This is a genomic window from Burkholderia sp. IO2, assembly GCF_029522185.1.
GTDB lineage: Bacteria > Pseudomonadota > Gammaproteobacteria > Burkholderiales > Burkholderiaceae > Burkholderia > Burkholderia cenocepacia.
Genome location: NZ_JAKWFH010000066.1, coordinates 21,044 through 36,815, shown reverse-complemented (window position 1 = coordinate 36,815; position 15,772 = coordinate 21,044). Strand labels below are relative to the sequence as shown.

General features: G+C 69.3%; 12 protein-coding genes. 2 read left to right on the top strand and 10 right to left on the bottom strand.

Annotated elements, in window-relative coordinates:
- On the top strand, window positions 1-1,011 hold a 1,011-nt coding region (locus MMB92_RS30425; RefSeq protein WP_277563151.1), incomplete at its 5' end, for a YifB family Mg chelatase-like AAA ATPase.
- Between the two features lie 332 nt (window positions 1,012-1,343).
- On the opposite strand, the gene MMB92_RS30420 is transcribed toward MMB92_RS30425, so the two are convergent.
- Window positions 1,344-1,916 (bottom strand): hypothetical protein, encoded by a 573-nt coding sequence (locus MMB92_RS30420; RefSeq protein WP_048986812.1) that lies wholly within the window; start codon window positions 1,914-1,916, stop codon window positions 1,344-1,346.
- A gap of 157 nt (window positions 1,917-2,073) precedes the next feature.
- On the opposite strand from MMB92_RS30420, the gene MMB92_RS30415 reads away from it, so the two are divergent.
- Window positions 2,074-2,610, top strand: a complete 537-nt coding sequence (locus MMB92_RS30415) for a TlpA disulfide reductase family protein (protein WP_006490813.1) — start codon at window positions 2,074-2,076, stop codon at window positions 2,608-2,610.
- A gap of 99 nt (window positions 2,611-2,709) precedes the next feature.
- On the opposite strand, the gene MMB92_RS30410 is transcribed toward MMB92_RS30415, so the two are convergent.
- The 9 genes from MMB92_RS30410 to MMB92_RS30370 all read right to left on the bottom strand — a co-directional run bounded on the left by MMB92_RS30410 (window position 2,710) and on the right by MMB92_RS30370 (window position 15,651).
- Window positions 2,710-4,062, bottom strand: a complete 1,353-nt coding sequence (locus MMB92_RS30410; protein WP_006499057.1) for a sigma-54 dependent transcriptional regulator — start codon at window positions 4,060-4,062, stop codon at window positions 2,710-2,712.
- A gap of 87 nt (window positions 4,063-4,149) precedes the next feature.
- On the bottom strand, window positions 4,150-6,159 hold the full coding sequence (locus tag MMB92_RS30405; protein ID WP_277563150.1) for an ATP-binding protein: 2,010 nt from the start codon (window positions 6,157-6,159) through the stop codon (window positions 4,150-4,152).
- A gap of 4 nt (window positions 6,160-6,163) precedes the next feature.
- The gene (locus MMB92_RS30400) at window positions 6,164-7,453 is read right to left on the bottom strand and encodes a dicarboxylate/amino acid:cation symporter (RefSeq protein ID WP_277563149.1); all 1,290 of its coding nucleotides are present in this window, start codon (window positions 7,451-7,453) and stop codon (window positions 6,164-6,166) included.
- A 352-nt stretch (window positions 7,454-7,805) separates the two neighbouring features.
- Complete coding sequence (locus MMB92_RS30395) at window positions 7,806-9,491, bottom strand: cation acetate symporter (RefSeq protein WP_277563148.1); 1,686 nt, start codon at window positions 9,489-9,491, stop codon at window positions 7,806-7,808.
- An 11-nt stretch (window positions 9,492-9,502) separates the two neighbouring features.
- Window positions 9,503-9,808, bottom strand: coding sequence for a DUF485 domain-containing protein (locus tag MMB92_RS30390; protein ID WP_006477703.1), 306 nt, complete (start codon window positions 9,806-9,808; stop codon window positions 9,503-9,505).
- A gap of 95 nt (window positions 9,809-9,903) precedes the next feature.
- A complete protein-coding gene (locus MMB92_RS30385) occupies window positions 9,904-11,109 on the bottom strand; it encodes a CaiB/BaiF CoA-transferase family protein (protein WP_277563147.1) in 1,206 nt (401 codons plus the stop codon).
- Between the two features lie 29 nt (window positions 11,110-11,138).
- Window positions 11,139-12,284, bottom strand: coding sequence for an acyl-CoA dehydrogenase family protein (locus tag MMB92_RS30380; RefSeq protein ID WP_006499061.1), 1,146 nt, complete (start codon window positions 12,282-12,284; stop codon window positions 11,139-11,141).
- 14 nt (window positions 12,285-12,298) lie between these two features.
- Window positions 12,299-13,495: an acyl-CoA dehydrogenase family protein gene (locus tag MMB92_RS30375; RefSeq protein WP_060210978.1), complete on the bottom strand. Its 1,197-nt coding sequence runs from the start codon at window positions 13,493-13,495 to the stop codon at window positions 12,299-12,301.
- A gap of 29 nt (window positions 13,496-13,524) precedes the next feature.
- Window positions 13,525-15,651, bottom strand: a complete 2,127-nt coding sequence (locus MMB92_RS30370; RefSeq protein WP_277563146.1) for a 3-hydroxyacyl-CoA dehydrogenase NAD-binding domain-containing protein — start codon at window positions 15,649-15,651, stop codon at window positions 13,525-13,527.
- Window positions 15,652-15,772: the final 121 nt, after the last annotated feature.

Here is a 15,772-nt window from a genome sequence, read left to right as displayed (position 1 = left end):
GCGCCGGACGGGCGGCTCGCGCCGGTCGCGGCGCCCTGTCTCGACGGCCTGCCGGCGCCCGCCGCGCCCGACCTCGCGGACGTCGTCGGCCAGCGCGGCGCCCGGCGCGCGCTGGAAGTCGCGGCCGCGGGCGGCCATCACATGCTGATGGTCGGGCCGCCCGGCGCCGGCAAGTCGATGCTGGCCGCGCGGCTGGCCGGGCTCCTGCCGCCGCTGACCGACGACGAGGCGCTGACCTCGGCCGCGCTGCTGTCCGCGAGCCGGCTCGGCTTCTCGCCCGCGCAGTGGCGCCGCCGGCCGTTCCGCGCGCCGCATCACTCGTCGAGCGCCGCCGCGCTGGTGGGCGGCCGCAATCCGCCGCAGCCGGGCGAAATCACGCTCGCGCACCTCGGCGTGCTGTTTCTCGACGAACTTCCGGAATTCGACCGGCACGTGCTGGAAATGCTGCGCGAGCCGCTGGAAGCCGGCCGCATCACGATCTCGCGCGCGGCCCAGCAGGCCGACTTCCCCGCCGCGTGCCAGTTGATCGCCGCGATGAACCCGTGCCCGTGCGGCTGGCACGGCGATCCGTCCGGGCGCTGCCGCTGCTCGCCGGACGTGGCCGCCCGCTATCTGCGCAAGCTGTCGGGGCCGCTGCTCGACCGCATCGACATCCAGATCGACCTGCCCGCGCTGTCGCAGGCGGAACTCGCGACCCGCGCGACGGCACCCGGCGAGCCGAGCGCGGCGGTGGCCGCCCGGGTCGCCCAGGCGCGGGCGCTGCAGCTCGATCGGCAAGGCAAGACGAATCACATGCTGAGCGGCAGCGAAACCGACGACCTGTGCCGGCCGACCGACGAAGGCGAGCGGCTGCTGCGCGAGGCCGGCGAGCGCTTCGGCTGGTCGGCGCGCGCGTATTTCCGCGTGCTGAAAGTCGCGCGGACGATCGCCGACCTGGCCGGCGACCCGCTGCCGACGGCCGCGCAGATCGCCGAGGCGATCCGCTACCGGCGCGCGCTGACGGCGCTGTGAGCGCCCCAGGAGGACAAAATCAGGCTGTCAAGACTTGACTTATGCACAATTTCGCGAATCCGGCCCCGGTTCGCGACTCGCCGCGGCCTTTGCCGGACGGAATTCGTATCCCGTTGTTTTGATTGATTTTTCTCAAAGGGCGTACGGACGACCAAACGGGCCGGAAGGCCGTCCGGCGCGGCTCTGCGGGAAATGCGCGCGACTTTTCAACAAAGTTATCCACATGCGCTGTGGATAGCCGAAAAACCCTCGCAAAATCCGGCGATTAGCGTCGAAAGCTGCGAACGAACTTTCAGTTGTCACAGTGTGTCCGGACGCCGCACCGGCCGTCGTCAATCGAGTTTGAACGAGCCGAAAAACTGGTCGAGTTGCTCCTGCGCGAGCGGCCCGTCGGCGATCACGACGGCCTGGTACGCATGCCGGCCGCGCGCGGCGAGCCGTGCGACGATCGTCTTGCGCGCGCGATCGCCGCCGGCGGCGGCGCCCGTGACGCGCAGCTCGAGCCCGTTCACCGCGCCGCCGGCCGCGAGCGGCACGGGCACCGACGCCGTCTGTGGCACGCCCTCGAGGTTGCGCGACAACCCGGCGCGCAGGAAGTCGAGCGCCGCGCGGCGCGTGTCGTCGCGGTCGTCGGGCAGCGTCAGCGTGCCGACCGCGAACACCGCGCCGTCGACGTGCGCGGCCTGCATCCGCATCGGCATCGACGCGCCGCCGAGCGCCACCGGCTGCTGCTCGACGGTCGGCTTCGCCGGCAGGTCGATCGTATAGCCGGCATCGTTGTGCAGCGTGCGCCAGTCGTACGACGGCGAGCACGCGGCCAGCGCGGCGCTCAGGCAGGCGAGCGCGGCGAAGTGTCGCAGCGGGCGAAAAAGGGGGCACAACGAATCGGTGACTTCCTTCGGCATGGCGTGGATCGCGGCAGGCAAAACGGCCATTATCCGCCGAACCTGACAACCGGGATGCGGGGCCGCCGCCGGTGCGCGCGCCGCATTCGCGCTAAAATGAGCGCCGAATTTCGACGTCCCTTGCATCGATCCGCGTCATCGACTCCGAGAGCACCAGATGAACACCACGCCCCCCGCCCGCCGCAGTACCGGCCCCGTCCGCTATATCGTCGCGGCCGCCGTCGTCGCGGCGATCGCCGTCGCCGGCTTCTTCGCGTTCAACGGCAAGTCCAGCGTGCCGGACGCGACCTTCACGCTGCTGTCGGGCCAGAAGGTCTCGACCGCCGGCGACCTGAAAGGCAAGGTCTATCTCGTGAATTTCTGGGCGACGAGTTGCGCGACCTGCATGCAGGAAATGCCGCAGATGGTCGATACCTACAATCGCTTCAAGGGTCAGGGGCTGGAATTCGTCGCGGTCGCGATGAACTACGATCCGCCGATGTACGTCGCGAACTACGCGCAGACGCGCCAGTTGCCGTTCAAGGTCGCGCTCGACGACGGCAGCGTCGCGAAGCAGTTCGGCAACGTGCAGCTCACGCCGACGACCTTCGTCGTCGACAAGGACGGCAAGATCCTGAAGCGCTACGTCGGCGCGCCGCAATTCGCGGAGCTCGACGCACTGCTCAAGAAGGCGCTCGACGGCAACGCGGCCTGAGCGCCGCCCGATCCGGCTCGCAGGCGCGCGCACCGCGCCCTTCCGGCAAGACAACGGACCGCATGACCGGGCAACCCGGTTCCGCGGTCCGTTTGCTTTTCAGCGCTCGGTGTCGCCTTTCGCCGACAGCCCGTAGCGCTTCATCTTCTCGTACAGCGTCGCCTTGCCGACGTGCAGCCGGTCGGCCGTTGCCGCGACCGCGCCGCCCGTCTGGTTCAGCGCCTCGGCGATCACCGCGCGCTCGAACTGCTCGATGCGCTCCTTCAGCGTCTGGTCGTTGTCGGCGTCGTCGCCCGCGCCCGTTTCCTGCGGCATGTCGGCCACGCCGAGCACGAAGCGGTCGGCCGCATTGCGCAGCTCGCGCACGTTGCCCGGCCAGTCGCGCTGCATCAGGCTCGCGCGCTGCCGGTCGGTCAGCACCGGTGCGGGCCGCCCGTAGCGCACGGCCGCGTCGAGCATGAAATGCTCGAACAGCGGCACGATGTCCTCGCGGCGCTCGGCGAGCGGCGGCAGCGCGATCGTCACGACGTTGAGCCGGTACAGCAGGTCGCGCCGGAACGTGCCGGCCGCGACGAGTTCGCTCATGTCGCCCTTCGCGGCCGCGACCACGCGGCAGTTCACGCGGATCGGCTGGTTCGAGCCGAGCCGCTCCAGCACACCGTCCTGCAGCACGCGCAGCAGCTTGACCTGCAACGCGAGCGGCATGCTTTCGATTTCGTCGAGGAACAGCGTGCCGCCGGACGCATACTCGAGCTTGCCGACGCGCCGCTTCGCCGCGCCGGTGAACGCGCCGGGCTCGTAGCCGAACATCTCCGATTCGAACATCGGCTCGGGCAGCGCGCCGCAATTGACCGCGATGAACGGCTTGTCGCGGCGCGGCGACAGCTCGTGCAGGCTGCGCGCGATCAGTTCCTTGCCGGCGCCCGTGTCGCCGTTGATCAGCACCGACGCGTCGGTCGGCGCGACGTTCGCGATCAGCTTGCGCACCTGCTCGATCGCCGGGCTGCGGCCGATGATGCGCGGCGCGACCACGTGCTGCCCGGCCAGTTCGCGCCGCAGCGCGTGGTTCTCGAGCACGAGCTCGCGGCGCTCGAGCGCGCGGCGCACCGTCTCGATCAGGCGCTCGGCCGCGAACGGCTTTTCGATGAAGTCGTACGCGCCGTCGCGCATCGCCTGCACGGCCATCGAGATGTCGCCGTGCCCGGTGACGAGGATCACCGGCACGTCGGGCACGCGCTCGCGGCACTGCGCGAGCACGTCGAGCCCGCTCGCGCCGGGCAGCCGGATGTCGCTGACGACCGCGCCGGCGGTATCCGCGACGATCGCCTTCTCGGCCGCTTCGGCCGACTCGAAGCCGGCGACGTCGAAGCCCGCCAGTTGAAGGCTCTGCACGCTCGCCCGGCGCACGAGCGCATCGTCTTCGATATAGATCACTTGCAGCCGGTTGGCCATCTTGGTCACTTGCTCCTGACAGGCCGCGCGGCGCTCGCACGCGGCTCTCGATTGATGCCGGTCGGTCGCCGACCGGGCCTGTTCACGCTAATGCGAACCCGCCGGCTCGGACACGGAGTCCGGATGATGCGTGCGGGCGCGCCGCAGCGTCAAGACGAACAGCGCGCCGCCCGACGGGGCGTTGCGCGCGGTCAGCGCACCGCCCGCGTCGCTCGCGATCGACGACGAGATCGCGAGGCCGAGCCCGAGCCCGCGCCCCATTTCCTTGGTCGTGAAGAACGGCTCGAACAGGCGCGGCAGCAGATCGGGCGCGATCCCAGAGCCGTTGTCGCGCACCTCGACCGCGAGCGTCGCGGCCGACACCGCGATCGTCACCTCGATCGCCGGCGCCGCGACGCCGGCCACCGCGTCGAGCGCGTTGCCGAGCAGGTTGATCAGCACCTGTTCGAGGCGCAGATCCTCGCAGCGCGCGACGAGTTCCAGATAGTCACGCGCCAGGTCGAGCGGCGCGTCGCGCGCGGGCGACACGGTCGCGTCCTGCAGCGTCAGCGTGAGCGCGACGCCGCGCAGGCGCTCGTCGAGCAGCGACAGCACGCTGCGCAATGCGCGCACGACGAGGGCCTGCTCGTTGCGCGGCTTCGCGCGGCCGACGAACAGCTTCAGCTGGTTGGTGATCTTGCCCATCCGCTCGGTCAGCGCGGCGATCGCCTCGAGATTCTCGCGCGCGGCGGCCTGCTCGCCGCGATCGAGCAGCACGCGCGTGTTGTCCGAGAAGCTGCGCAGCGCCGCGAGCGGCTGGTTCAGTTCGTGCGTGATGCCGGCCGCCATCTGGCCGAGCGCGGCGAGCTTGCTCGCCTGGATCAGTTCGTCGTGCGCGGCGCGCAGCTCCTGCTCCGCGCGGATCCGGTCGCCGACTTCCTTCTGCAATTGCTCGTTCGCTTCCGACAAATCGGCCGTACGCTCCTCGACGCGCCGGTTCAGTTCCGCGTACGCCTGCTGCAGCAGCGCGCGGCCGCGGATCATCTCGCGCACGCGGGCGCGGCGCATTCGCCAGTAGAACGCCAGCAGCGCGACCGACACGAAGCCGAAGCCGGTGACGATCGTCGCGTTGCGCGCATCGGCATCGATCGGCGCGATCGGCGCGAGCGTGACGAGCAGCCAGTCGGGCTCGCCGATCCGCCGCTTGCTGGCGAGAAAGCGCGGCGCGCGCCGGCCGGCGCCGAGGCGCACGATCTCCGCGTCGGCGCCGAGCGTCTGCTCGACACGCAACGGCAACGGCGTGACCGGTTGCTGCGCGTACTGGCGCGTTTCGTAGATCGACGCGGCGACCGGTCCCGTGAGCGGGCGCAGCGTGTGGTACTTCCACGCGGGCACCGACGACAGGAACACGACGCCGTGATCGTCCACGACGACGAGCGGCTCGGACGCGTCGGCGCCCTGGAACCATTCGAGGTTGAGCTTCACGACGACGACGCCCGCGATCTTGCCGTCGTGCCACACGGGCTGCGAGATGTAGTAACCGGGGTCGCGCGAGATCGTGCCGATCCCGAAAAAACGGCCGACCTGGCCGTTCATCGCGTCGAGAAAATACGGGCGGAAACGGTATTCGATTCCGACGAAGCTGTCGGGCGCGCGCCAGTTGCTGGCGGCGACGCACAGGCCGTCCGCGCCGATCACGTAGGTGACGGTCGCGTGCGCGTGTTCGTTGAGGTCTTCGAGATAGCGGTTGACGCGCGCGGTGTAGTCGCCGCGCTTGGGCTCCGCGAGCAGATCCTGCACGTACGGATGGCTGCCGAGCAGGTAAGGCAGCGATTCGTAGCGATCGAGCGTGCTCTTGAGCGCGTTGGTGGTGCGGTCGACGCGCACCGCGGCATTGCGCTGCAGCTCGGCGACGCCGCGCTGCCAGGTGAGCGTCCACGTGAGCGCGCACGCCGCGACGAGCGCGGCGGCAAGCACGACGAGGATGAGCAGGCGGCGCGTCACGGTCGAGGCTTCCTGGCGATGCGGATCGCCTATTGTGTCATAGGCCTCCGCCTCGATGCCCCGGGCGCCGCGGGCCGCACGGCCGGCGGGCGGCGCCGCCGCCTGCTCGTTCATCGCGTCAGACGCCGGCCGTCTCGGTCGGCGCGACTTCGCTGCCGCCCTTCAGCGCCTGGCGCAGCTTGTTGCGGTCGAGCTCCTTCTCCCAGGCCGACACGACGACCGTCGCCACGCCGTTGCCGACGATGTTGGTCAGCGCGCGGCATTCGCTCATGAAGCGGTCGATGCCGAGGATCAGCACCATGCCCGACAGCGGGATCGTCGGCACGACGGCCAGCGTCGCGGCGAGCGTGATGAAGCCCGCCCCGGTCACGCCGCTCGCGCCCTTCGACGTCAGCATCGCGACGGCCAGCAGCGTGAGCTGCTGCATCCAGGTCAGCTCGATGTTGGTCGCCTGCGCGATGAACAGCACGGCCATCGTCATGTAGATGTTGGTGCCGTCGAGGTTGAACGAATAGCCCGTCGGCACGACGAGGCCCACGACCGAACGCGAGCAGCCGGCCTTCTCGAGCTTTTCCATCAGCTGCGGCAGCGCGGCTTCCGACGAGCTCGTGCCGAGCACGATCAGCAGCTCTTCCTTGATGTACGACACGAAGCGGATGATCGAGAAGCCGGTGAAGCGCGCGATCGCGCCGAGCACGACGAGCACGAACACGACCGACGTCAGGTAGAACGTGCCGATCAGCTTGAGCAGCGGCACCAGCGAGCCGACGCCGTACTTGCCGATCGTGAACGCCATCGCGCCGAACGCGCCGATCGGGGCCAGCTTCGTGACGATGTGCACGATGCCGAACAGCACCCGCGTCAGGCCGTCGATGAAGTCGGTGACCACACGGCCGCGCTCGCCGAGGTGCGCGAGCACGCTGCCGAACAGCAGCGCGATCAGCAGGATCTGCAGGATTTCACCCTGCGCGAACGCGTCGACCATCGTGTTCGGGATGATGTGCATCAGGAAGTCGACCGTCGACTGCCCGTGCGCCTTCGCCGCGTACGACGCGACGGCCTTGCCGTCGAGCGTCGCCGGATCGATGTTGAAGCCGACGCCCGGACGCAGCAGGTGCGTGGCCGCGAGGCCGAGCAGCAGCGCGAAGGTCGACACGATCTCGAAGTACAGCAGCGCCTTGCCGCCGACGCGGCCGACCTTCTTCATGTCCTCCATGCCGGCGATGCCGGTGACGACCGTACAGAAGATGATCGGACCGATCACCATCTTGATCAGCTTGATGAACCCGTCGCCGAGCGGCTTCATGTCGGTGGCGATCGATGGGTAGAAGTGGCCGAGGATCACGCCGACGATGATGGCGAAAATCACCTGCACATAGAGCACTTTGTAGAAGGGTTTCTTCTTCACGATGGTTCCTGCTGAAGTAGATGAGCCGTGGAAACGGCGTCACGCGCGCAGGCGAATGTCTCAGGGGAAAGGCATTCGCCCGCGCGGCTGCCGTGCCGCAACAAGCGATGCCTCAGGACATCCGGAGGGGGAGGAAGGCATTGGTCATCGGTTGTCTCCTTGGTTTAATAGTCAGGCCGGAGGCCGGCCATGCGCTTTATATTGCAAGGTCGATGCCAGGTTTCCGGAACCCCTCAAGCCGTTGTTTTCATTGTATTTCCCATAATGCGGCAGGCAAGGAAATCCGGGATTCCGGATTTCCGGAAAATATTCGTCCGGCGATCCGGACGGTTGGCCGATTTTGTCAGAGGAATCAGTGCTGCACGGCCTCGCCGGCCAGCAGGCCGGTCTGCGCGTAGAACTCCTGCTGCGCGAACGCGTCGCGCTCGCGGCGTGCGCGCTCGCCACGATCCGCGAGCGAACCGACCACGATCCCGACGAACGCGAGTGGCACCGACACGAGCGCCGGGTTGTCGAGGAACACTGCCGCGTGCGCGTGGTGCAGCACGTCGACCCACACCGACTTCGACAACACCGTGAGCGCGACCGCCGACACGAGGCCGAGGCCGCCGCCGAGCACCGCGCCGCGCGTCGTCATCCCGCGCCAGAAGATCGACATCGCGAGCACCGGGAAATTGGCGCTCGCGGCCACCGCCGCGACGAGCCCGACCATGAACGCGACGTTCACGTGCTCGAACAGGATCGACAGCGCGATCGCGACGGCCGACAGCCCGATCGTCGCCGCGCGCGAGATGCGCATCTCGAGCCGTTCGTCGGGCTTGCCGCGCGCCCACATCTGCGCATACAGGTCGTGCGAGATCGTCGTCGCGCCGGCGAGCGTCAGGCCCGCGACCACCGCGAGGATCGTCGCGAACGTGACGGCCGCGATGAACCCGTAGAACCAGTTGCCGCCCACTGCCTGCGCGAGCTTCACCGCGACCATGTTCGAGCCGCCGAGCAGGTCGTGCGTCAGGTTGAACGTGCCGTTCGCGCCGAGCCGGAAGAATTCCGGATGCTGCGCGAGCAGCACGATCGCCGAGAAGCCGATCACGAAGGTCAGCAGGTAGAAGTAGCCGATGAAGCCCGTCGCGTAGAGCACCGACTTGCGCGCCTCCTTCGCGTTCGGCACCGTGAAGAAGCGCATCAGGATGTGCGGGAAGCCGGCCGTGCCGAACATCAGCGCGATGCCGAGCGACAGCGCGTTGGCCGGGTCGCGGATCAGCTTGCCGGGCCCCATGATCGACAGCGCGCCCGGATGCACGGCCACCGCGCGGCGGAACATCGCGTCGATGCTGAAGCCGAACTCGCCGAGCGCGAGCACCGCGAGCAGCGTCGCGCCGCACAGCAGCAGCACGGCCTTGATCACCTGCACCCAGGTGGTCGCGGTCATCCCGCCGAAGAACACGTAGACGACCATCAGCACGCCGACGATCAGCTCGGCCGTGCCGTACGACAGCCCGAACAGCAGCTGGATCAGCTTGCCCGCGCCGACCATCTGCACGACGAGGTACAGCACGACGATGGTCAGCGCGTTCGCCGACGTCAGCAGCCGGATCGGCCGCTGCGCGAAGCGGTACGCGACGACGTCGACGAACGTGAACTTGCCGAGGTTGCGCAGCGGTTCGGCGATCAGGAACATCACGAACGGCCAGCCGACCAGGAAGCCGATCGAATAGATCAGCCCGTCGAAGCCGAACATGAACACCATCCCCGACAGCCCGAGGAACGACGCGGCCGACATGTAGTCGCCGGCGATCGCGAGCCCGTTCTGCAGCCCGGTGATGCCGCCGCCGGCCGTGTAGAAGTCGCGCGTCGAGCGGGTGCGGCGCGCGGCCCAGCGCGTGAGCGCGAGCGTCGCGAACACGAACGCGAAGAACATCGCGATCGCGACCGGGTTCAGCTCGACCTTGTCGGGCATCGGGCCGGCGACACCGGTCGCATGGGCGGTGGAGGAGACGAGAACGGTCAGCGCGCCGAGCGCGCGCGCAATGCGTCGCATGCGGGCCTCCGTCACGAACGTTGCAGGATCGCGTCGACGCGGCGGTCGAACGCACGGTTCGCGCGCAGCACGTAGCACGCGGTCAGGCCGATCGCGATCAGGATGATCGCGACACCCGCGGCGATCCCGACCGTCGTCGTCGCGCCGCGGTACAGCGGCGCGGCGAGCACGTGCGGCGCGAGCGCGACGAGCAGGATGAAGCCGTAGTAGGTGGCGATCATCAGCGCCGTCAGCGTGAAGCTGAAGCGGCGCCGTGCCCGCACGAGCTGCTGGTAGTCGCGGCGCGCCGTGACCGATTCGATGACGGAAAGCTCCATGGTGTCTCCATTTCCAGCTCGTCATGGCGAGCGGTGTTTTGTGGAATGGTCGGCGCGCGTCGACTGTTCCGCCCGCGCCGCGGCGGTAAATTGAATTACACGATGCGATCCGCCCGCAGCCGCGCGACGTCCTCCGCCGACATCCCGAGCCAGCCGCCCAGCACCGCCTCGGTATCGGCGCCGAGCACCGGCGGCGCGCCGCGCACCGGCAGCCGCGCGCCGTCGAAGCGGTACGGCGGCGCAAGCACGTCGACGCCGCCCGCGACCGGATGCGGCTGCCGCGTGACGAGCCCGGCACTCGTCGCACGTTCGGACGTCAGCGCTTCGTGCAGCCCGAGCACTTCGCCGCACGGGATGCCCGCATCGGCGAGCGCGGCGAGCAGCGTCGCGCGCGACCGGCGTGCCAGTTCGCGACGAATCTCGGGCAGCAGGTCGGCACGATTCTCCGAGCGGCCGAGGTTGGTCTTGTAGCGTTCGTCGGCCGCGAGATCGGGCCGCTCGATCGCGTCGCAGAAGCGCGCGAACTGCGTGTTGTTGCCGACCGTGATCACGAGCGGACCGTCGGCCGCGTCGAACACGCCGTACGGCACGATCGACGGATGCGCGTTGCCGTAGCGCGGCGGGTCCTCGCCCATCAGCAGCGCGTCGAGCCCGTAGTACGCGGTGATCATCAGCCCGCAATCGAACAGCGCCATCTCGATGCGCCGCCCGCGCCCGGTCGCATGGCGTTCGTACAACGCGGCGAGGATCGCCTGCGCCGAATACATGCCGGTGAACAGGTCGACCGCCGCGACGCCGAACTTCAGCGGCGGCTGGCCGGCCTCGCCGTTCAGCGCCATCAGCCCGGCCTCGCCCTGCACGACGAGGTCGTAGCCGGGCCGCGCGGCCTCGGCGCCCGACCGGTCGTAGCCCGAGATCGCGCAGTGCACGAGGCGCGGATTCAGTTCGGCCAGCGCGTCGTAGCCGAGCCCGAGTTTCTCCGCGCCGCCGAACTTGAAGTTGTGGATCAGCACGTCGGCCTGCGCGGCCAGCTCGCGCGCGATGCGCTGGCCGGCTTCCGTCTGCAGGTCGACGCAGATCGACCGCTTGCTGCGGTTCACGCTGTTGAAATAGGTGGTTTCGGTGTCGCCGATCCGCAGCCCCCAGTCGCGCGTATCGTCGCCGCGCGCCGGGTGCTCGACCTTGATCACTTCCGCACCGAAATCGGCCAGCACCATCGCGCACCACGGGCCGGCCAGCACGCGCGAGAAATCGAGCACCTTCACGCCCGCCAGCGGCAACGCGCACCGTTCGTTCGTCATCCTTGTCTCCTCCATTCGCGTTTTCGCCGTTACTGTTTCGACAGCGCGATGTAGCGCGCGAGATGATGATCCTCGTCACCGAGCTGGTGATCGATCATCACCAGCCGCTTCGCGTAGTGCGACAGCGGCAACTCCCACGTCATCCCGATCCCGCCGTGCAGCTGGATGCTTTCCTCGGCGACGAGCGTGCCGATCCGGCCGATGCTGTATTTCGCCGCCGCGAGCGCGCGCTCGCGCACCGCGCGCGGCGCGTCGAGCTGCGCGGCCGCGTTGATCACGGCCGAGCGCGCCTGCTCGACTTCGAGCAGCAGGTCGGCCATCCGGTGCTGCAGCGCCTGGAAGCTGCCGATCGGCAACCCGAACTGCTTGCGCGTGCGCAGGTAGTCGAGCGTGTGCTCCTTCGCGACGTCCATCGCGCCGAGCGCTTCCGCCGACAGCGCGAGCAGCCCGTAGCCGAGCACGCGTTCGAGCAGCTCGGCGCCCGCTTCGCCGTCGAGCGCCTCCGGCGCGCCGAGCGCGGCGTCGGCCGGCAGCGCGACACGCTCCAAGCGCACTTCGGCCGCGCGGCCGCCGTCGATCTTCCGGTAGTCGCGCAGCGACACGCCCGGCGCATCGGCCGGCACGACGAACAGGCCGATGCCGGCCGCGTCGTCGTCGTTGCCGGACACGCGCGCGCTGACGACGAAGAACGCCGCCTGCGCGGCCTGGTCGACGACACCTTTCGCGCCGGTCAGCACCCAGCCGTCGCCGGACCGTTCGGCGCGCGTGCGCACGGTCGTCAGTTCATAGTGCGAGCCCGGTTCGTCGTGCGCGAACGCGGCGCTCGCGCTGCCGTCGATCAATGCGGCGAGCCGGTCGCGATGCGCATCGCCGCCGGCGAGCGACAGCGCGCGGCCCGCGAGCAGCGCGCCGAGGAACGGCTCGACGACGAGCCCGCGCCCGAGGCATTCGAACACCACGGCGATGTCGAAGCCCGCGCCGCCGAAGCCGCCGTCGGCTTCGGCAAACAGCGCGCCGACCGTGCCGAGTTCGGCGAAGCGCTGCCACATCGCGCGGTCGAAGCCTTCGGCCGACTGCGCGATGCGGTCGCGCACCGGGAACGCGTACTGTTCGGCGATGAAGCGGTTCAACGTGTCCGCCAGCATCCGGCGGTCTTCTGTGTGCTGGAAATCCATCGTCGCGTCCCTCGTTACAGCCCGAGCATCATCTTCGCGATGATGTTCTTCTGGATCTCGTTCGAGCCGCCGAAGATCGACAGCTTGCGATTGTTGAAATACTGCTGCGCGGCGCTCGCGGCTTCTTCCGGGCCGACCGGTTCGCCGTCGTAATCGGCGTCGAGCGCGTCGTCGACGAACGGCTGCGCGTACGGCCCCATCGCGCGCCGCATCAGCGCGGTGATCTCCTGGCGGATCTGCGTGCCGCGAATCTTCAGCATCGAGCTTTCCGCGCCCGGCACGCCGCCGCCCGCGACCGCGGCCAGCACGCGCAGGTTGGTCGTGCGCATGTTTTCCAGCTCGATCTCGACGCGCGCGAGCCGCGCCGCGAAGAACGGATCGTCCGCGAGCGGCCGGCCGTTCTTGGTGACCTTCGCGGCCACCGCGCGCAGCCGGTCGAGCGCGGCGGTCGAGAAGCCGATCCCCGCGATGTTGGTGCGCTCGTACGTGAGCAGGTATTTCGCGTAGGTCCAGCCGCGATTCTCTTCGCCGACTAGGTTCTCGACCGGCACGCGCACGTCGGTGAAGAACACTTCGTTCACCTCGTGCTCGCCGTCGAGCGTGATGATCGGACGCACGTCGACGCCCGGCGTATTCATGTCGATCAGCAGGAAGCTGATGCCTTCCTGCTTGCGCACGTCGGTCGCGGTGCGCACGAGGCAGAAGATCATGTTCGCGTAGTGGCCGAGCGTGGTCCACGTCTTCTGGCCGTTCACGACGTAGTGATCGCCGTGGCGCACCGCGCTCGTCTTCACCGACGCGAGATCGGAGCCGGCGCCCGGCTCCGAGTAGCCCTGACACCACCAGTCGGTGCCGTCGAGGATGCGCGGCAGCCAGTGGCGCTTCTGCGCGTCGTTGCCGTACTTGATCAGCACCGGGCCGAGCATGTTCACGCCGAACGGCACGATGCGCGGCGCGCCGGCGAGCGCACATTCGTTGTCGAACAGGAATTTCTGCGCGACGCTCCAGCCGGGGCCGCCGTATTCGCGCGGCCAGTGGCTCGCGAGCCAGCCGCGCGCGTTGAGGATCGCGTGCCATTCGCGCATGTCGTCGCGCGTCAGGTGCAGGCCGCCCTTCACCTTGCGCGCGGTGCACGCCGGCAGTTCGGCGGCGAGGAAGCGCTGCACTTCAGCGCGAAAGGCTTCCTCTTCGGGAGTGAAATCGAGGTCCATCTTCGGTCCGTGGCAAATGCGGTTGGCGTTCAGTCGATGTGGTTCAGGCTCGCGAAATCCGCGCCGCGCGCGACGAGATCGACGAGCAGCGGCGACGGCTTCCAGAACAGCGGATCGTCCTTCGCGAACGTGCGGATGTCGGCGAGCACGTTCGCGAGGCCGAGCGTGTCCGCGTAGTGCATCGGGCCGCCGCGATAGCGCGGGAAGCCGTAGCCGTGCAGGAACACCGCGTCGACGTCGAGCGGGCGCAGCGCGATCTTCTCGTGCACGACGTTCGCGCCTTCGTTGATCATCGCGGCGAGGTAGCGGCGCAGGATCTCGTCGTCGGTGAACGTGCGCGGCGTGATGCCCTTCTTCGCGCGTTCTTCCGCGACGATCGCGTCGACTTCCGGGTCGGGCGTGCCGACGCGCGCGCCGTCCAGATACAGGTAGTAGCCGCGGCCGGTCTTCTGCCCGAACCAGCCGCGCTCGCACAGCCGGTCGGAAATCTCCACGTAGCGCGCATTCGGATCGCGCGTCGCCGCGCGGCGCTTGCGGGTCGCCCAGCCGATGTCGCCGCCCGCGAGGTCGACGACCTGGAACGGCCCCATCGGGAAGCCGAATTCGCGCACCGCGCGATCGATCTGGTACGGCGACGCGCCGTCTTCCATCAGGTAGTCGGCCGCCGTCCGGTAGACGGCGAGGATCCGGTTGCCGATGAAGCCGTCGCATACGCCCGCGCGCACCGGCGTCTTCTTCAACTGCCGGGCCAGCGCGAACGCGGTCGCGACGACGTCCGGGCTCACGCGCGCCGGCACGACGATCTCGAGCAGCTTCATCACGTTGGCCGGCGAGAAGAAATGCAGGCCGATCACGTCGGCCGGCCGGTCGATGCTCGCGGCGAGCGCGTCGATGTCGAGATACGACGTGTTGGTCGCGAGCACCGCGCCCGGCTTGCACACGCGGGCGAGTTCGGCGAACACGGCCTGCTTCACGGCCATGTCCTCGAATACGGCTTCGATCACGACGTCGACCTGCGCGAGCGCGTCGTACGACGTGCTGCCCTTGAAGCGCACGAGGCGCGCCGCGTGCGCGGCGGGCGTCATCCGCCCTTTCGCGACGAGGCCGTCGTACACCTTCTCGACGTGCGCCCGGCCGCGCGCGAGCGAGGCTTCGTCGCGCTCGATCATCGTCACCGGCAGCCCGGCGTCGAGCGCCGCGACCGCGATGCCCGCGCCCATCGTGCCGCCGCCGACCACGCCGATCCGCCCGACCGGCCGTGCGCTCGCGCGTCGCGCCTCGGGCGCCTTCGCCGCCTCGCGTTCCGCGAAGAACGCATGCACGAGGCCCGCGCGCTGCGGGCTGTCCAGACATTGCAGGAACAGGCTGCGTTCGAACTTCATTCCCGCGTCGAACGACTGCGTGAGCGCGGCCTCGACCGCGTCGACGATCTTCGCCGGCGAGAACAGGCCGCGCGACTTCTTCGGCAATTCGGCGCGGGCCGCGTCGATCGCCGCCTGCGCGGCCGTGCGGTCCGCCAGGCCCTGCGCATCGCGCGTGCGGCGCACCGGTGCGCCGAGCGACACGAGTTCCTGCGCATAGGCGAGCCCTTCGGCGAGCGTGTCGTCGCTGTGCGCGACGCGATCGACGAGGCCGAGCGCGAGCGCTTCCTCCGCGCTCGCATGACGGCCCGTCAGCATCAGGTCGAGCGCGGCCTTCGCGCCGATCAGGCGCGGCGCGCGCTGCGTGCCGCCCGCGCCGGGCAGCAGGCCGAGCGTCACTTCGGGCAGCCCGAGTTTCGCGCCGGGCACCGCGAGCCGGTAATGCGCGGCCAGCGCGACTTCGAGGCCGCCGCCGAGCGTCGCGCCGTGCAGCGCGACCACGACCGGCTTCGTGCCGGACTCGATCCGCTCGCACACGTCGGGCAGCGACGGCGGCACCGGCGGCTTGCCGAATTCGCGGATGTCGGCGCCCGCGATGAAGTTGCGGCCGGCGCCGACGATCAGCACCGCGCGGATCGCGTCGTCGGCCTGCGCGGCGTCGATCGCGTCGGCGAGGCCGCGCCGCACGTCGGCGGACAGCGCGTTGACGGGCGGATGGTCGATCGTGACGACGAGCACCTTGTCGCGCCGCTCGCGCGTGACGGTGCCGGTTGGGGGCGTGGCGGGGGAATTCATGGCGTCTCCTGTCGAAGCTGTCGATGCAGCAGGCATGACCCGATTCTCGATTGATCGAGATTCATTGACAATTCCCGCACGCCTTTACAAGCTGTCAAGTCTGACTTGACACTGGATGCTT